Source organism: Pseudomonas sp. 1 R 17 (genome assembly GCF_900067035.1).
GTDB classification, from domain to species: domain Bacteria; phylum Pseudomonadota; class Gammaproteobacteria; order Pseudomonadales; family Pseudomonadaceae; genus Aquipseudomonas; species Aquipseudomonas marginalis.
Genome location: NZ_FKLB01000065.1, coordinates 103,232 through 119,868, shown reverse-complemented (window position 1 = coordinate 119,868; position 16,637 = coordinate 103,232). Strand labels below are relative to the sequence as shown.

General features: G+C 62.3%; 14 protein-coding genes. 7 read left to right on the top strand and 7 right to left on the bottom strand.

All coding sequences use genetic code 11. The features are described 5' to 3' along the window. Positions 1 to 64: 64 nt before the first annotated feature. The 4 genes from BFP99_RS27720 to BFP99_RS27705 form a co-directional block, all read right to left on the bottom strand. Positions 65 to 2,437, bottom strand: coding sequence for a hypothetical protein (locus tag BFP99_RS27720; RefSeq protein ID WP_065948710.1), 2,373 nt, complete (start codon positions 2,435 to 2,437; stop codon positions 65 to 67). A gap of 61 nt (positions 2,438 to 2,498) precedes the next feature. After that, entirely contained in the window at positions 2,499 to 3,248 is a 750-nt protein-coding gene (locus tag BFP99_RS27715) for an ABC transporter permease (RefSeq protein WP_065948709.1), read from the bottom strand. A 13-nt stretch (positions 3,249 to 3,261) separates the two neighbouring features. Then, on the bottom strand, positions 3,262 to 4,263 hold the full coding sequence (locus BFP99_RS27710; protein WP_065927693.1) for an ABC transporter substrate-binding protein: 1,002 nt from the start codon (positions 4,261 to 4,263) through the stop codon (positions 3,262 to 3,264). After that, positions 4,260 to 5,099, bottom strand: coding sequence for an ABC transporter ATP-binding protein (locus tag BFP99_RS27705; RefSeq protein ID WP_065927694.1), 840 nt, complete (start codon positions 5,097 to 5,099; stop codon positions 4,260 to 4,262). The genes BFP99_RS27710 and BFP99_RS27705 overlap by 4 nt, the downstream gene beginning before the upstream one ends. A 136-nt stretch (positions 5,100 to 5,235) precedes the next feature. Between BFP99_RS27705 and BFP99_RS27700 the strand changes: the two genes are divergently transcribed. After that, the gene (locus BFP99_RS27700) at positions 5,236 to 5,979 is read left to right on the top strand and encodes a GntR family transcriptional regulator (RefSeq protein ID WP_065927695.1); all 744 of its coding nucleotides are present in this window, start codon (positions 5,236 to 5,238) and stop codon (positions 5,977 to 5,979) included. Between the two features lie 52 nt (positions 5,980 to 6,031). Here BFP99_RS27700 and BFP99_RS27695 read toward each other — a convergent pair whose 3' ends face one another. After that, positions 6,032 to 7,840 carry an ABC transporter ATP-binding protein gene (locus BFP99_RS27695; protein ID WP_065948708.1) on the bottom strand — a complete coding sequence of 603 codons (1,809 nt, stop codon included), beginning with the start codon at positions 7,838 to 7,840 and terminating at the stop codon, positions 6,032 to 6,034. 223 nt (positions 7,841 to 8,063) lie between these two features. After that, a complete protein-coding gene (locus BFP99_RS27690) occupies positions 8,064 to 8,957 on the bottom strand; it encodes a DMT family transporter (RefSeq protein ID WP_065941370.1) in 894 nt (297 codons plus the stop codon). A gap of 156 nt (positions 8,958 to 9,113) precedes the next feature. Here BFP99_RS27690 and BFP99_RS27685 point away from each other — a divergent pair, with 156 nt between their 5' ends. After that, positions 9,114 to 9,695 (top strand): helix-turn-helix domain-containing protein, encoded by a 582-nt coding sequence (locus tag BFP99_RS27685; RefSeq protein ID WP_065948707.1) that lies wholly within the window; start codon positions 9,114 to 9,116, stop codon positions 9,693 to 9,695. 278 nt (positions 9,696 to 9,973) lie between these two features. Here BFP99_RS27685 and BFP99_RS27680 read toward each other — a convergent pair whose 3' ends face one another. After that, positions 9,974 to 10,909 (bottom strand): AraC-like ligand-binding domain-containing protein, encoded by a 936-nt coding sequence (locus tag BFP99_RS27680; protein ID WP_065927700.1) that lies wholly within the window; start codon positions 10,907 to 10,909, stop codon positions 9,974 to 9,976. Positions 10,910 to 11,150: 241 nt separating this feature from the next. Here BFP99_RS27680 and BFP99_RS27675 point away from each other — a divergent pair, with 241 nt between their 5' ends. The 5 genes from BFP99_RS27675 to BFP99_RS27655 all read left to right on the top strand — a co-directional run bounded on the left by BFP99_RS27675 (position 11,151) and on the right by BFP99_RS27655 (position 16,629). After that, the gene (locus tag BFP99_RS27675) at positions 11,151 to 12,209 is read left to right on the top strand and encodes an aliphatic aldoxime dehydratase (RefSeq protein ID WP_065948706.1); all 1,059 of its coding nucleotides are present in this window, start codon (positions 11,151 to 11,153) and stop codon (positions 12,207 to 12,209) included. Positions 12,210 to 12,486: 277 nt separating this feature from the next. Beyond that, entirely contained in the window at positions 12,487 to 14,001 is a 1,515-nt protein-coding gene (locus tag BFP99_RS27670; RefSeq protein WP_065948705.1) for an amidase, read from the top strand. A gap of 84 nt (positions 14,002 to 14,085) precedes the next feature. Further along, positions 14,086 to 14,670: a nitrile hydratase subunit alpha gene (nthA, locus tag BFP99_RS27665; RefSeq protein WP_065927703.1), complete on the top strand. Its 585-nt coding sequence runs from the start codon at positions 14,086 to 14,088 to the stop codon at positions 14,668 to 14,670. 40 nt (positions 14,671 to 14,710) lie between these two features. Next, a complete protein-coding gene (nthB, locus tag BFP99_RS27660) occupies positions 14,711 to 15,373 on the top strand; it encodes a nitrile hydratase subunit beta (protein WP_065948704.1) in 663 nt (220 codons plus the stop codon). After that, complete coding sequence (locus tag BFP99_RS27655; protein WP_065948703.1) at positions 15,370 to 16,629, top strand: GTP-binding protein; 1,260 nt, start codon at positions 15,370 to 15,372, stop codon at positions 16,627 to 16,629. Before nthB ends, BFP99_RS27655 begins: the two co-directional genes overlap by 4 nt. Positions 16,630 to 16,637: the final 8 nt, after the last annotated feature.

Below are 16,637 nucleotides of genomic sequence, written 5' to 3'. Positions count from 1 at the left end.
CACAACAAGCCCGCTCGCCACAGGGTTCTTTGCGCGCTCTCGAACGGGTTCGAACACGGCGGCCTTAAGCAAGCGTGAGGAACAGCGCCGAGGTCCAGACCCGGGACTGGTCGCGTTGACGCGCGCAGATGAACAACGGATGCTCGCGACCCGCTTGCAGATTGAGTGGTGCCAGCTCGATCTGCCCCTGCAGTTCACGGGGCAGCGCTTCGGCGGTGGTCCTTTCCAGGGAGACTTTCAGTTCAGCCCCGGGCAGCTCTTCGATCACCTGGGATTGCGCCAGCAGTTCTTCGCCGGACAGTTCCATCAGCACCGTCGGTGCATGCACGTAGGGCTGCGGTTCGGATGGATCGCCGACCTTGATGTAGTTGTCGATGCGGCTGCGGACCTGCAACCTCGCGCCGGCCAATTGCGACAGGTCGATTTCGATGCTGTCGGTGTCGCCGTTGGTGTCGGTGCGAAAGGCCAGGGTCGTGGCGTCCTTGCGCCATACGGTTTGCTCCGGATGATCGAGGCCCAGGGCTCGAAAACCATTGATGACCGCGCCCGTCACCCGGATTTCGCCGGTCCAGTACGCGCCGCGATAACGGTCCTTGATGCGTGCGCCGCCCAGGCGCAGCCGGATGCGTTGGGCGGAAAACCCCAGCTCCTGATGCAGGTTGCGCGACCAGATCAGTTTATCGCCGTCGAACAGGTCCACCTGCTCCCAGCCCGCCTCACCCAGCAATCGATAGTCCAGGGTGGCATTCGAATCGGCCGTGAAGACCTCGCCCATGAAATGCTGGCCCTGGCGCAGGCTGGCAAACGCACGCTCGCCCGTCGTGGCAAAGGTGCGACGGGCGCGAAGGGCCTTGCCGACACTCGAACGATCGAAAGACTCGGCAATCACACCGGTCAGCCCGCCGCGAGAGCCAAACACCGCCGTGGCCGGAACCCCGCCGCCGCAACGGCCTTGATGCTCATCACTGTTCGCCGCGGCGCCGACCCGATAGCCACGCTGAAGGGCTTCGGCGTAGACCCAATGGAACTGGCCCCAGGCAGAGCCGACTTCGATCAAGCGTTCCAGCTCCGGATGGTGCCAGTCGAGGTTGCAACGGCGCCCGCCGACATGGGGCATCATCAGGTGACCTTCCGGGTCTTTTGCATAGGCCGCGTACAATTCGTCCACCGGCCAGGCCCCCGGTTTGATGGTGCCCGCAGTGAACTCGTTCCACTCGAACGAGCGCACCAGGCGCCCCTGGTTATCGAACGGAAACTCGGGCTTGCGATCATGCAGGAACACCACGTTGCGGTCGCCGCCCGCGCAGGAGTTGCCGCACCACTCGGTGCCGGGGTAGCAGACGAAGCGGCCGGGCTCGTTGAGTTCGTGAATCAGCTTCACCGCCTGATCCCAGCGTTGCTCGGTGATATTGAAGTCGTTGGCGGTGTAGCCGAGCACATCGAGGCCGGCGACATCGCGGCCATAGCTGAGGTTGTAGAGCGTGTCGTTGGTGCCCACGGTGTCATCGGAGTGCACATGCAGGTCGGCGTACAGCGGGCGCAATGCGCTGCCGGCCGGGTCAACCGTGACAAACGCCTGGGCGCCACGCACGCCGGGCGCCTGCACCTCGGCGGACAAACGCCACTCGCCCACCGCCCCGAGGTCAAACCGCTCGAGCCGCACCGTCGACCACCCTTCATTGGCCAGGGTGAACGCTTGCTGGCGCTCGCCGCCTTCCGGATCAACCAGGGTCAGCACTCCGTTGAGCGGCAGGTTGCGGCACGTGTTGCCCCAGGCATCGTCGACCCGCAGCAGCACATCGAACGCCTCACCGGCGCTGATCAGGCGCGGCACAATCAGCTGCACACGCTGCGCCGGTCCCGGCACGATGTTCAGCAACGGATCGCCTGGCACCTCGGCAAATTTCGAGCTGCCCAAGGGGTCGATAAACAGCCGGAAACGGAAGTCTTTCTCGACGAAACTCTGCACCCGCGTGCCCGCCCCGCCCTGGCGACGGTCGCCCAGGCGAATAGTGATCTTGTCGCCGGGATTCAGGTAGCCGTCGATGATGTCGATGATGATCGCTTTCTGGAACGGCCGTTCGTGGCCCTTCTGGTCGAAGCGCACTTTCAGGTGCTGCACGGTGGCCTGGCTCTGCCCGGGGACCAACTCGCCCGCCTGGTACTCGGCGCTGACGTAGTTGGGACCGGCCGGGTTCGAGGTCTGGAACAGCGCCCAATCGGAGTAGAACTTGAACGCCAGTTTCAACCAGGCGCCATCCGCCAGGCCGCTGCCGCCGACCTCGTAGACCAGGGTGATTTCATCCCATTGCCCGGCAATCAGCGTGTCTCGGTCACAGTCGATGCTACCGAGGAACGGGCGTTTCTTGTTGCGCTCGTAGAGGCCTTGGGGGGCGATGTAATGCCCGGCTTCGCGGGGATCGAATACGTTACTCACATGACACCTCGTGCAGTGGTCCACTGAAGGTTTGAAAGGGTTCGAAAGCAAAGGACGATGCTTACTGCACGCGCCATTTCTGGTAGTGGCGCTCGATGCGCCGGAACACAAAACTCTCCATCAGCCAGGCAATCAGGCCGATCAGCACGATGCCCAGCAGCACCTGGCTGCTGTTGCCGATCTGCCCGCCGGTGGAGACCATCCAGCCGATGCCCTGGGAGGCGCCGATCATTTCTGCGGCGACCAGTGCCCGCCAGCCCTGGCTGAAACCGATGCGCAAGGCCGCCGTCACGAAGGGCAATGAGGCCGGCAGGTAAACGTGGGCCAGCAATTGCCAGGGGTTGGCGCCCAAGGTGCGCGCCGCGCGGACTTCGCCACCGCGAATGCTCTGTACGCCTTCCTGGATGGTCACCGCCATGGGGAACATCGCGGCAATGAAAATCACCAGCACAATGGAGACATAACCCAGGCCGAAAATGATCATGATCAGCGGCGCCCAGGCTATCGGCGGGATCGCCATGAACAGGCTGTTGAGCGGCGAGATGAAATCGCGAAAGCGCGAAGACAAGCCGCCGACCGTGCCCAGCACGATCGCGACAAGCACCGCCGCACAGAAGCCGCCGACTTCCTCCAGGACGCTCGCCCTGAGGTGCTGCCACAGCGAACTGTCGCTGAGCCAACGCAGCGCTTCGCGCGCCACATCCCAGGGCTGCGGCAGGATGTAGGTGGGAAAGCGGCTGGCCAGGGCCATCCAGATCAACAGCAGGAATGGCAGCGAAGCCCATCCCCAATTCGGTTTTGGCAAGGACATGACAGGCTCAGACTCAGCGCGAGGCTTTTTCCAGGTAGGCGGTATCCACGATCTGCTCGGTCTTGAGCGTGGTGTCGATAAAGCCCAGGTCGTGGGAGTAATTCATCAGGCGCTGGATGAATTGGATATCCGCAGGCTGCAAGTCCGCCGACCAGCCCAATCGCGTGCGCGCCTGGGCGACGATGGCCTCCGGGGCAATGGTCTTGCCGTCAGGACCCTGGACCGCTTCAAGCTTGAACGCCTCGGCGATGATGCGATTCGACTCGTCGGGATGCTCGTTGAGGAACGCGATGGCCTTGCGGTGCGCACGCAGCAGCTTGACCACGTCGTCCGGTCGTTCCTGCAAGGTTTTGGGCAGCGCGATCACCACGTACCACGGGTAGTTCGGCAGTGCCTGGTTGACGTCGAGCAGAATCCGGCTCGACCCGCGCAGCAACGATTGGCTGACAAAGGGTTCCCAGGAAAACGCCGCGTCGACGATGCCGCGCTCCAGCGCCGCGTTCATGTTGCCGGGTGGCATGTCGATGATGTCCAGGTCCTTGTCCGGGTTGAGCCCGGCTTTTTCTTTCAGCACATAGCCGCGCAACAGCACGTCCATGCCACTGCCCTTCTTGACCCCGGCGAGCTTTTTGCCCTTGAGCTGCTCCAGGCTGTTGATCGGGCTTTTTGCATCGACAATCACCGCCGCCTGGCCGTAATTGACCTTGGCCAGAATCCGGCTTTGCAAACCTCGGGAAAACCATTGGTACACCGGCGGCGTGCCCACATAGGCCACGTCCAGCTCATTGGCGGCCAGCGCCTGCTGGATCACCGGGCCATCGCCCAAGGCCTTGAGGTCAACATTCAAGCCTTCCTCGCGGTAGTAACCCTGCTTGTCGGCGATCAGCGCCGGGGCGTTGGCCATGGCGAACACATACCCCACACGCAGGGGTTTCTCTTCAGCGGCCACGGCACCTGTGCTGCTTGCCAAGGCGGCAACAGACAAGGAAAGAGCAAGCAGCGAACGTTTGATCATGGGGTTAACTCGGGTTGGCGGGTGGGGTTAGCGATGGCTTCGGCCGCGCCCATGACCTGGGAAATGCGCTCCATCAGCTCATTGCGGTAATCGAGAAAGGCCGGCAGGCGACGGGTTTTCAGGTTGGAACGCGGGCGCGGCAAATGAATATCCAGTTCGCTATGGATACCGCCGGGGGCGATGTTGAGCACGATGACCCGGTCGGCCAGGAACACCGCTTCGTCTATGTCGTGGGTAATGAACAGCACCGTCTGACCCAGCTCGGCCCAGATCCGCAGCGTCTCTTCATTCATGCTGTTGCGGCTGATGGCGTCCAGCGCGGCGAAGGGTTCGTCCATCAGCAATACGCTGGGCTCCAATGCCAAGGTCCTGGCCAGGGAGACGCGCTGCTGCATGCCGCCTGACAACTGATGGGGCAAGCGCTGTGCCGCGTTCTCCAGGCCGACCAGGCGCAAATACTGCAACGCCTGGGCACGCTGTTGCGCCTCGCTGAGCTGCGCCGTCATCCGCAGGCCGAAACGCACGTTTTCCAGCGCGCTCAACCAGGGAAACAGCTGCGGCGCCTGAAACACATACCCCAACTCCGAGCGCTCAGGGCGCACGGCGGTCTGGTTGATGCTGATCCGGCCGCTCTGGGGTTGCTGAAAGCCCGACAACAGATTCAGCAGCGTGGTTTTCCCGCAGCCGGACGGCCCGAGGATCGCGACGAATTCGCCCGGCTTGGCGTTCAGGCTGAACGCGTTGAACACCCGATGGCCGTTGGGGTAGCTGAAACTGATGTGATCGACCGTCAGGGCGTCGGCTTGCGTTGGTGCGTAAGGCAAGGAGTCGGGCATGGCAAGTATCGTCAGGTCGTTTACAATGGGAATGCCTGACATAATACGTATTAATACAAGTTGTCCCAATAACCTATTTTTATAACCTTAGAAGTGAAGGCGCACCGCCCCACTCCGAGGCCCCTGGAAGCCGACCGTGTCCACGTCCATTCTGCGCGACAGCACCACCTCGCTCTACGAACAGATCGCCCATCGTTTGCTGGAAGAGATTCAGCGCGGCGATTTCGAACCCACCGGCAAACTGCCGTCAGAAGCCGAACTGGGCGAACGCTTTGGCGTGAGTCGCGTCACGGTGCGCCTGGCAGTGGGCAAGCTCAGCGACGACGGCGTGGTGGAGCGCAAGCAAGGCAAGGGCACGTTCGTCGCCGCGAAGCAGGTTCGGCATGGCCTGGATGCGTTGCGCAGTTTCCATGAAGCCTTGTTATTGCAAGGGCTCAAACCGAGCATGCAGGTGATCAGCCACACGCTGCAGCCCGTTCCGGAAGCCTTGAAGGAGTTGTTTGAAGGCGCCCACGATTGCCTGCTGCTGGAGCGCCTGCATTTCGTGGATGACGAACCTATCGCCCTGGGCCGCAGCCATCTACCGGCCGAGTTGGCCGGCGTGGTCTGGACGGACGTCGAGCATCAACCGATCTACTCGATCCTGGAGTCGATCACCGGCCAGGCCGTCACCCGTGCCGACCTGGCCATCCGTGCGCAAGCAGCCGATGCAAGCCTGGCCAGTGCCCTGCACGTCAAACGCGGTGCCGCATTGCTGGTGATGGAACGCAGCTCTTACTTTGCCGACGGCCGTTGTTGCGACCGCACCACCTTCTTTATCCGTCCGGAACGCTATGCGTTTGTCCTCAGCGGCGTATTCAAATCCAGCCCTGCCAAATAGCGATCTGTACAGGTCATTTGGCGGGATCGGCAGATACGCGGCGGTGGGTCTTCTAGCGATAGCCCCGCGCCTGAACGTCGAACAGCTCGGCATAACGTCCACCCGCAGCCATCAGCTGGTTATGGCTGCCCTCCTCCAGAATCTGCCCGCGTTCCAACACAATAATGTGATCCGCACTGCGCACACTGGAAAAACGGTGGGAAATCAGCAGGGTCATGCGGCCCCTGGCATGCTCACGGAAGTGCTCGAACACCGCCGCTTCAGCCCCGGCATCCAGCGCGGCAGTGGGTTCATCGAGGATCAGCAGATCGGCATCCTGACGCATGTACGCCCGCGACAAGGCCACTTTCTGCCACTGCCCCCCGGACAGTTCCTGGCCTCCAAACCAGCGTCCCAGCTGGGTTGAATAGGTATGGCTCAAGCGCTCGATAAATTCCGCCGCCACGCCTTGAGTGGCAGCGCTGCGCCAGCGTGCCTGGTCGTCCAGGGCCTCGACGTCCCCCACGCCGAGGTTTTCGCCGACACTCATCTGGTAGCGGATGTAGTCCTGGAAAATAACGCCGATGCGCTGGCGCAGGGTGTGTTCGTCCCACTCCTGCAGGTCGCTGCCATCCAGCAGGATGCGGCCTTCATCCGGGGTATACAGACGGGTCAGCAGTTTGATCAGGCTGGTCTTGCCGGAACCATTTTCACCCACCAGGGCCAGGCTTTTCCCCGGTGCCAGGTGCAGGCTGATATTGCGCAGCGCGGCGGATCCGGCGCCTGGGTAGGTGAACCCCACCTGCTCGCAGCGCAGGCCATCGCCAGGGCGCGCACCCTGGGTGAGCCGGCCATGTGGCGTGATCACGGGGGTTTCAAGGTATTCATACAGGTCCGAGAGGAACAGGCTGTCGTCGTACAGCCCGGCAATGGCGCTGAGGCTGGCGGTGATTGCGGCCTGCCCCTGCTTGAACAGCACGATGTACATGGTCATCTGGCCCAGGCTCGTCTGGCCACGCACGGTGTCGAGTACCACCCAGGCGTAGGCCAGGTAAAACGCTGCGGTGCCCAGCAGGCCCAATGCGAAGCCCCAGGCATCGCGGCGCAACGTCAATTGGCGGTCCTCGGTATACAAACGCTGGGCGTTGTCGCGATAGCGCTGGAGGAACAGCGGTGCCAGGCCAAACAGCTTGACCTCCTTGGCATGGGACTCGTGGGAGAGCAACGATTCCAGGTAGTTCTGCCGGCGCGTCTCCGGTGCACGCCGGTGGAACAGGCGGAACGCATTGCCGGAAAAATGCGTCTCGGCGAAGAACACCGGCAACGCACCGACCACCAGAATCAACAGGGCCCACGGCGAAAAGTGCACCAGCAGGACTGCAAAGCTGACCAGCGAAATGAGGTTCTGCACCAACCCCAGTCCTTTGGTCACCAGGCTCAGCGGGCGCGTCGAAGCCCCCTGGCGCACGCGCACCAGCTTGTCGTAGAACTCGGCGTCTTCAAATTGCAGCAGCGAAAGGGTCTGGGCTTTCTCCAGGACCATCAGGTTGACCTTCACGCCCAGTTTCACCCGCAACAGCGACTGCTGCATCGACAGCGCCCGTTGCGCCGCCGCCAACAAAGCCAGCACCCCGGCCTCGGCCAGCACGTAGCGCATCACCGGCCACACGGGGGCCTGGCTGCCGGCCGCATGAACCTGCATGGCGTGGACCACGCCATCAACGATGCGCTGTCCAATCCAGGCGGCCAGTGCAGGCAGCAGTCCGGCGACAATCGTCGCCAGCAACAGCCCCGTGAACAGTGGCCGCGAGGTTTCCCACACCAGTCCCAGTGCCCTGCGCGCCTGGGTCGAAAACGCGCTCAATCGATTGAACAGCACCATGAATGGCACGGACTCCTTGAGGGGGGTGAAATCAGGCCGGACGGCCGAGAGCCATGGAGATGGGCAGTTCACTGCGCCACTCGCTCCCGGATCCAGGCGCGCCCCGGATTATGACAGGCCGTGACACCAGAACCACGCGTATTCCTCGACGTTCTTCCCAGGCGCGTCGTCGCCAGTGGTTGGCGTGACGTCTTTTGACTCGATGGCGGTTGGGCGCCCGACCTTACGTCACGTCCTGACGCCCCGCGCGGCCCAGCGACCAGCCAAAATTCATGCCCGCCGCCGCCAGCAGGATCGCGCCTGCGCCCATCACCTGCAGGGTGCTGAGGGGATGGGCGAAGGCTACCCAGTCGACCAGGATGGCAACAATCGGATAGATGAACGACAGCGCCCCGACCAGCGCCGTGGGGATTTTCTGGATGGCGCTGTACAGCAGGGTCGACATCAGCCCGGTATGGACCACGCCGATAATGATCAGGTAAGTCCAGGCGCCCTTGAGCGTTTCGCCCCCAGTGAAGTCCACGAACGGTGCCAGCACCAGCACGCCGACCACCATCTGGATCAGCACGATCAGGTGCGCGGGCAAATCCTTGAGACGCTTGGTGATCGCCGCCGCCACGGCATAGAAGAAGGCTGAAGCCAGGGCCAGGCAGACGCCCAGCACGTAGTCGGCACCGGTGGCCTGCCCACGGCCCTTGGCGGACACGATCAGCATCAGCCCGGCGAAGGCCAACAGCAGCCAGCCGACCTTGGCGATGCTGAGGCGTTCGGCAAAAAACAGCACACCCAGGCCGACCAGCATGAACGGCTGAACGTGGTAGACCACCGTGGCAATGGCAATAGAGGAATGGGTGTAGGCACCGAACAGCAGCACCCAGTTGAGGACCAGCGCCACCCCGCCCAGGCACACCAGAAGGAATTGCCGGGCAGTGATCCGGGAGCGACGCAGCACCCCAAGCGCCAGGCACGCGACCAGCATCGCCAGGGCGCCGAACAGGCAACGCCAGAACACCACCGCCTCCGGGCTCTGCCCCGACATGACGACGAACCAGCCGACTGTGCCGGAGATGACCATGGCCGAGATCATTTCGAGCGTCCCACGGGTTTGCGACTTCATCACTCACGGCTTCCTTGCTATCGACATCGCCATGGCCCAAGCCACCGTTCGCGGGGAAATAGGCTGGCAAATACAACTTTATAATGAACGTATGGCCGATATACTGAACATGGTGCCCAAGAGCGTCAACCCATTTAAGGATGGTTTATAAAACAAATGATCGATATAACGAACAACCTGCCGGGAAATAATCTGAGTCGAATCGATCTGCTGGCGCTGTCAATCAAGCGCGAGCGCCTGGCCGCCGGGCTTTCCTTGACCGAGCTGGCGAAGCGCGCCGGGGTAGCGAAGTCGACCTTGTCTCAATTGGAGTCGGGTATCGGTAACCCCAGCATCGAAACCTTGTGGTCGCTGGCGATGGCCATGGGCTTGCAAGTCACCCGGTTCTTCGAACAACCCCGGCAGGCCCTGCGGGTGATTCGCGCCAACGAGGGCATGACCGCCTATGCCGAGACGGCCCATTACGCAGCGACCCTGCTTGCCGATTGCCCGGCCGGCGTACAGCGCGACATCTACCGACTCAAGGTGCAGCCCGGCGAAGTTCGTTTGTCTCAGCCTCACCCGCAGGGCACCGTAGAGCATGTGGTGCTGTGCAGTGGCAGTGCACGTATCGGCCCGGCGAGTGGCCCGGTGTTGCTCAACGCCGGCGACTACATCAGCTACCTGGCGAATGTGCCGCATGTGTTCGAGGCACTTGAGGCGGACACCACGGCGGTGATGGTGATCGAGCATTCCTGAGGTGGGAGCACCCTGACGCCTGTCAAATCCGTAGCTGCCGAGCCCTGGCGAGGCGGCGTCGGCCGCGACTCGGGCTTGAATCGGCAGCGCGCCCGACGCAGCCTCGCTTGCGCTCGGCAGCTGCTACGGGGGGCCTTGATGGGGGTTGGATAAGACGGTATCTACGAGGGGCAAGTCCGTGAGGTGGGCAGGGGGATCGCTAGCAACTTAACCCTTTTTATCTCGTCAATTTTATCGAGCAGGACGCTAATAACCCCCGCCTTTTTTTTGGGGCCCCGTCAGTTGCGCGTCAAGAGCGTGTGCGGCGCAACCCCAAACGCCTTGCGAAAAGCATGACTGAAGTGGGAGAAATCGGAAAAACCGAAGTCCAGTGCGGCTTGGGAAACGCTGCGCACCTGGCCGCACTCGATAGCCGCGCGACTGGCATTCAGCCGTTCTTTCCAGATCTCCGCGACCGGGCTTTTCTGATGACGGGCGAATGCACGGGTCACCGTGCGGGTGGACACGTGGTGAGCTTGGGCGATCAGTTCGATCGACAGTTCTCGCTCGCTCAGGTGGTGCTGGATGTAGGTCATTATCCGCGCATAAAGATCCAGCTCCTGATGGGTCGTCTTCAGGTCCTGGAGTTCCAGGCTGATCACGAGCAGGTCGATTATCGTGTTGGAGTAACGATTGCAAATGCCTCCATCCTCCAGAAGCACGGGAGTGTTCGCCATCTGGCGCAGCATCTCGCGCAGCGGCACCACGCCAGGGCGGCGGTCATCCAGCACCATTGCGGTGCATTCCGCCACACGCGGCAACCGCTCAGTCAGCAACTGTCGAGGGATGCGCATCAAGTGGTTTTCGCTCCCCCCCAGGCTGAATCGGAACGGCCGGGTTGCGTCATAAAGGAACAAATTACCCGCACCCAGTGTGGCCTTGCGCCCCTCTTGCTCAAGTTCGCCATACCCATTGAGGGTGAAGCCCAGCCACAGGTCGTCTGCGGGGCCACTGCGTAAATGCCGCTCGGAACGGACCCAATGGTGCAGCGGGGACGACAGCCTGGAGACATCCAACGCCCCTACGCCGGAGACCTGGAGCGTTCCGTTGAAATCGCTCTGGGTCGAGGGTTTGCTGTCAGCCATAAGACAATGGCGACACACCACTTCTTTCCAGTAATCGAAGCGACGCGGTTGCGAAACGGCAAGGGTGGAATAGTGATTGTTCTGAGCCATGGCACTCACCTTAATGCAACGACTTGAAGCAGCGACACGCTGCCGGTCGATCTTGGAAAGCAAAATTCAGACCACGCCCAGCCCCCTTTATCGCGCCTGAGCCCTGGCATCGGGCATCTGTCTTTTCCAACCAAACGGTTGTCCTGGCGAACAAAGCGAGGCGGTTCGTACCTGCCTGACTATGACCTCACAGCCTGTCCAGCCCGCTACGCCTGAACCTGAAAAAAACAAGGAGCCGCCCATGGAATCTGCGATCGACAAACACCTTAGATGCCCACGGACGTTGTCCCGCCGGGTGCCCGAGGACTACCAGCCGCCCTTCCCTATGTGGGTCGGCCGCGCTGGCGAACAATTGAAGCAGGTAGCGATGGCCTACCTGGGCGTGCAGTTTCGCGGTGAGGCGCAGCGTGAGCGTGCCCTTAAGGCCATGCGCGACATCGTCGGCAGCTTCAGCCTGCCCGACGGCCCGCAGACCCACGACTTGACCCATCACACGGACAACAGTGGCTACAACAACCTGATGATCGTCGGCTACTGGAAGGACGCCGCAGCCTATTGCCGCTGGCTGCGATCACCGCCCGTCAATGACTGGTGGGCATCGCCGGATCGCCTGAACGACGGCCTGGGTTATTTTCGCGAAATCACCGCGCCGCGTGCCGAGCAGTTCGAAACCCTCTATGCGTTCCAGACGCAGTTGCCGGGGGTGGGCGCGATCATGGACACCACCAGCGGCGAGATCGAAGAGCACGGTTACTGGGGCTCGATGCGCGATCGTTTCCCGGCGTCCCAGACCGACTGGATGAGCCCCACGGGCGAACTGAAGGTGGTGCAGGGAGACCCGGCCAAAGGTGGCCGTGTCATCGTCATGGGCCATGACAACATCGCGCTGATTCGCTCCGGCCAGGATTGGGCTGACGCCGAGGCTGACGAGCGTTCACTGTACCTCGACGAAATCTTGCCGACATTGCAGGACGGCATGGATTTCCTGCGCGATAACGGAGCCCCCCTGGGCTGCTACAGCAATCGATTCGTGCGCAATATCGACCTCGACGGCAACTTCCTCGACATGAGCTACAACATCGGCCACTGGCGCTCGGTCGAGAAACTGGAACGCTGGGCGGAATCCCATCCCACCCACCTGCGCATCTTTGTCACCTTCTTCCGCGTGGCGGCCGGCCTGGTGAAGTTGCGGCTGTACCACGAAGTGTCGGTCTCGGACGCCAGGAACCAGCTGTTCGAGTACATCAACTGCCACCCGCAGACCGGCATGTTGCGTGATGCAGGTGTCGCGCAAAGCTGACACCCGGCACCGCCCCATTCGTCCCGATTATTTTTTGGCCCTCATCTCTAGCGCATGGGGTCGGGGCCACTTTTTGACAGGCATCTGACCATGAAGTGGCACCGGGCTGAGCTGTCCTGTTCAGCCAAGCGAGTGTCCTGTTCAACCAAGCCGCAGTGGCAAAAGAGGCCTAATTTGTTCTCCATTACGACCCGGAACGATCCGACCCCGAAAGTGCTGGAAGTGTTTGAACAGCCTCAAGTCTTCCCGCCGATCATCGATGAAATCAAGGAAAATCATGGCCATTATTCGACCCACGCTTGATCAACTGCAGGACCTCGCCACCCAGTTGCACATGCAGCTGACGCCGGAGCAGGCTGCGCAGTACCTGGACCTGATGCAACCGAGTTTCGACGCGTACGACCTGGTCGATGAGCTGCCTGATTTCGTTCCGCCCGTACGCTACGAACGCAGTTCGGGCTATCGGCCCTCGGACAAGGAAAACCCGTTGAACGCCTGGTACTACCGGGCTGAAGTGAACGGGGCCCGGGAGGGCCTCCTGGCCGGCAAAACCGTCGCGCTGAAAGACAACATCGCCCTGGCAGGCGTGCCGCTCATGAACGGCGCCGCGCCGCTGGCCGGTTTCGTGCCTTCATTCGACGCCACCGTGGTCACGCGCCTGCTGGATGCCGGGGCGACGATCCTGGGCAAGGCCACCTGTGAACATTACTGTTTGTCCGGCGGCAGTCACACCTCTGACCCAGCCCCCGTGCACAACCCCCATCGTCACGGTTACGCCGCCGGTGGATCTTCCTCGGGCAGTGCAGCGTTGGTCGCGGCCGGAGAGGTGGACATGGCCGTTGGCGGTGATCAAGGCGGGTCCATCCGAATCCCGTCATCCTTCTGCGGCACCTACGGCATGAAGCCGACCCACGGCCTGGTGCCCTACTCCGGGGTCATGGCGATTGAAGCCACGATCGATCATGTCGGCCCCATTACCGCCAACGTGCGCGACAACGCGCTGATGCTGCAAGCCATGGCCGGCGCGGATGGGCTTGACCCGCGCCAGGCTGCGCCGCAAGTCGACGACTATCACAGCTACCTGTCGAGGGGCGTGCGCGGGCTCAAAATCGGTGTGTTGCAAGAGGGCTTCGCACTGGCCAACCAGGACCCTCGCGTCGCCGAGAAAGTGCGTGACGCCATCGCCCGTCTCGAGGCGTTGGGCGCACAGGTCGAGGCGGTGTCCGTTCCCGAGCACAACCTGGCGGGCTCGTTGTGGCACCCCATCGGCTGCGAAGGCTTGACCATGCAGATGATGCATGGCAACGGCGCGGGCTTTAACTGGAAAGGCCTCTACGATGTCGGCCTGCTGGACAAACAGGTCGGCTGGCGCGAGCAGGCCAACCAATTGTCCGCGTCGCTCAAGCTGTGCATGTTCGTCGGCCAATACGGGCTGAACCACTACAACGGACGTTATTACGCCAAGGCGCAAAACCTCGCGCGCTTCGCCCGGCAGGGCTATGACAAGGCGCTGCAGACCTACGACCTGCTGGTGATGCCGACTACGCCGATCATTGCCCAACCTCACCCACCGGCGGATTGCTCGATCACTGAGTACGTGGCGCGCGCGCTGGAAATGATCGGCAACACCGCGCCACAGGACATCACCGGGCATCCCGCCCTGTCGATTCCGTGCGGGCGGGTAGACGGCCTGCCCGTCGGGCTGATGCTGGTCGCCAGACACTATGCCGAAGGCACCCTTTACCAGGCTGCGGCGGCGTTTGAAGCATCCGTGGACTGGCGCACGCTCTGAGCCGTCTACGGGCGCCGCCGGCGCCCGTAGAACAATAAGAAATCCAATGACTTTACCACCGTGTTGACTGATAGGAGTGACCCCATGAATACAGCGACTTCAACGCCCGGCGAAAGAGCCTGGGCATTGTTTCAAGTCCTCAAGAGCAAGGAACTCATCCCGGAGGGCTATGTCGAGCAGCTCACGCAATTGATGGAGCACGGCTGGAGCCCCGAGAACGGCGCCCGTGTGGTGGCCAAGGCATGGGTCGATCCGCAGTTCCGGGCACTGTTGCTCAAGGACGGCACCGCGGCCTGCGCCCAGTTCGGCTACACCGGCCCCCAGGGCGAATACATCGTCGCCCTGGAGGATACGCCGACGCTGAAGAACGTGATCGTCTGCAGCCTGTGCTCCTGCACCAACTGGCCGGTCCTCGGCCTGCCACCGGAGTGGTACAAGGGTTTCGAGTTCCGCGCACGCCTGGTCCGGGAGGGGCGCACGGTACTGCGCGAGCTGGGGACGGAGTTGCCCCGGGACATGGTGGTCAAGGTCTGGGACACCAGCGCCGAAAGCCGCTACCTGGTCGTGCCGGTCAGGCCTGAAGGCTCAGCACACATGAGCGAAGAGCAGCTTCGAACGCTGGTGACCAAAGACGTGCTGATCGGCGTCGCCCTGCCCCGCGTGGGCTGAAAACAACACCTCATCATCGTTCACTCCCGGAGTTTTGATTATGGATGGCTTTCACGATCTCGGCGGTTTCCAAGGCTTTGGAAAAGTCCCTCACACCATCAACAGCCTGAGCTACAAACAGGTGTTCAAGCAGGACTGGGAGCATCTGGCCTACAGCTTGATGTTCATCGGTGCCGACCACTTGAAAAAGTTCAGCGTGGACGAAGTGCGTCACGCCGTCGAACGCCTGGATGTGCGCCAGCATGTCGGCACCCAGTACTACGAACGCTACGTCATCGCGACCGCCACCCTGCTGGTCGAAACCGGCGTGATCACCCAGGCGGAGCTTGATCAGGCCTTGGGCTCCCACTTCAAGCTGGCGAATCCCGCCCATGCCGAGGGCCGCCCGGCGATCACGGGGCGGCCGCCCTTCGAGGTGGGGGATCGGGTGGTGGTGCGAGACGAATATGTGGCTGGGCACATCCGCATGCCCGCCTACGTGCGCGGCAAGGAAGGCGTGGTCCTGCACCGCACGTCAGAGAAATGGCCGTTCCCCGACGCGATTGGGCATGGCGATGTAAGCGCCGCCCATCAACCCACCTACCACGTCGAGTTTTCCGTGAAAGACCTATGGGGGGATGCGGCCGATGAGGGTTTTGTGGTGGTCGACCTGTTCGAAAGCTACCTGGACAAGGCCGCCGGCGCGCACGCGGTGCACCCATGACAGACGGCGCCCAGGCAAGCCGACTGCCGGTGACGGTCCTTTCGGGCTTCCTCGGCGCCGGCAAAACCACCCTGCTCAACCACATCCTGCGCAATCGCGAAGGCCTGCGCGTGGCCGTCATCGTCAATGACATGAGCGAAGTCAATATCGATGCCGAAGAGGTGCAGCGCGATGTCGCGCTGCACCGTGGTCGCGATGAGTTGATCGAGATGAGCAACGGTTGTATCTGCTGCACCCTGCGCGCCGATTTGCTCGAGCAGATCAGTATGCTCGCACGCCAACAGCGTTTTGATTACCTGCTGATTGAATCCACGGGGATCTCCGAGCCGATGCCGGTCGCGGAGACGTTCGCCTTCCTTGACGCTGATGGCTTCAGCCTCAGCGAACTGGCGCGCCTGGACACCTTGGTGACGGTGGTCGATGGCAGTCGCTTCCAGGAACTGCTCGAATCGCCGGACACCGTTGATCGCGACGACGCCACGCCAGACGCACCCAAGCGCCACCTGGCCGATCTGCTGGTCGAACAGGTGGAGTACGCCAACGTCATTCTCGTCAACAAGCTGGACCTCATCGATGCCGCGCAGTACCAGGCCGTGCAGGCGATCCTCACAGGGCTTAACCCGACGGCGCGGATCATGCCGATGGCCCACGGTAACATCCCATCAGCCAGCCTCCTCGGCACCCATCTGTTTGATTTACCCAGCCTCGCGGCGTCGCCGGGCTGGATGCGGAAAATGGAAGCGACCGACGCGCCGTTGTCCGAATCGGACACCTATGGCGTGACGTCCTGGGTGTACCGTGAGCGCGCGCCTTTCCACCCGCAACGGTTGCTCGACTTTCTCCAGCAGCCCTGGTGCAACGGGCGGTTGCTGCGCAGCAAAGGTTACTTCTGGCTCGCCAGCCGCCACCTGGAAACCGGCCTGCTGGTGCAAAGCGGCAAGCGGTTCCAGTGGGACTATGTCGGGCGCTGGTGGAACTTCATCGAGCCGTCGCAATGGCCCCGGGACGAATACCGGCTGCGGGGCATCAGGGCCAAATGGGACAGCGTGGTCGGCGACTGCCGGCAGGAGTTGGTGTTTATCGGCCAGGGACTCGACACCGACGCGTTACAGCGCGAGCTCGACCACTGCCTGCTGAGCGCGCCGGAAATCGCCGCCGGCCCACTGGCCTGGCAAGCGCTGCCAGGGGCGACAGCCTTTGACCAACAGGCCCTTGCCCGCATACCCACACAGCCCATGGCGATTGACCCCATTTGATCCGAGAT

Bases quoted from the DNA above. Each gene is read 5' to 3' on its own strand.
- BFP99_RS27715 (WP_065948709.1), bottom strand. From the start codon at position 3,248: ATGTCCTTGCCAAAACCGAATTGGGGATGGGCTTCGCTGCCATTCCTG.
- BFP99_RS27710 (WP_065927693.1), bottom strand. From the start codon at position 4,263: ATGATCAAACGTTCGCTGCTTGCTCTTTCCTTGTCTGTTGCCGCCTTG.
- BFP99_RS27705 (WP_065927694.1), bottom strand. From the start codon at position 5,099: ATGCCCGACTCCTTGCCTTACGCACCAACGCAAGCCGACGCCCTGACG.
- BFP99_RS27695 (WP_065948708.1), bottom strand. From the start codon at position 7,840: ATGGTGCTGTTCAATCGATTGAGCGCGTTTTCGACCCAGGCGCGCAGG.
- BFP99_RS27690 (WP_065941370.1), bottom strand. From the start codon at position 8,957: ATGAAGTCGCAAACCCGTGGGACGCTCGAAATGATCTCGGCCATGGTC.
- BFP99_RS27685 (WP_065948707.1), top strand. From the start codon at position 9,114: ATGATCGATATAACGAACAACCTGCCGGGAAATAATCTGAGTCGAATC.
- BFP99_RS27680 (WP_065927700.1), bottom strand. From the start codon at position 10,909: ATGGCTCAGAACAATCACTATTCCACCCTTGCCGTTTCGCAACCGCGT.
- BFP99_RS27675 (WP_065948706.1), top strand. From the start codon at position 11,151: ATGGAATCTGCGATCGACAAACACCTTAGATGCCCACGGACGTTGTCC.
- BFP99_RS27670 (WP_065948705.1), top strand. From the start codon at position 12,487: ATGGCCATTATTCGACCCACGCTTGATCAACTGCAGGACCTCGCCACC.
- nthA (WP_065927703.1), top strand. From the start codon at position 14,086: ATGAATACAGCGACTTCAACGCCCGGCGAAAGAGCCTGGGCATTGTTT.
- nthB (WP_065948704.1), top strand. From the start codon at position 14,711: ATGGATGGCTTTCACGATCTCGGCGGTTTCCAAGGCTTTGGAAAAGTC.
- BFP99_RS27655 (WP_065948703.1), top strand. From the start codon at position 15,370: ATGACAGACGGCGCCCAGGCAAGCCGACTGCCGGTGACGGTCCTTTCG.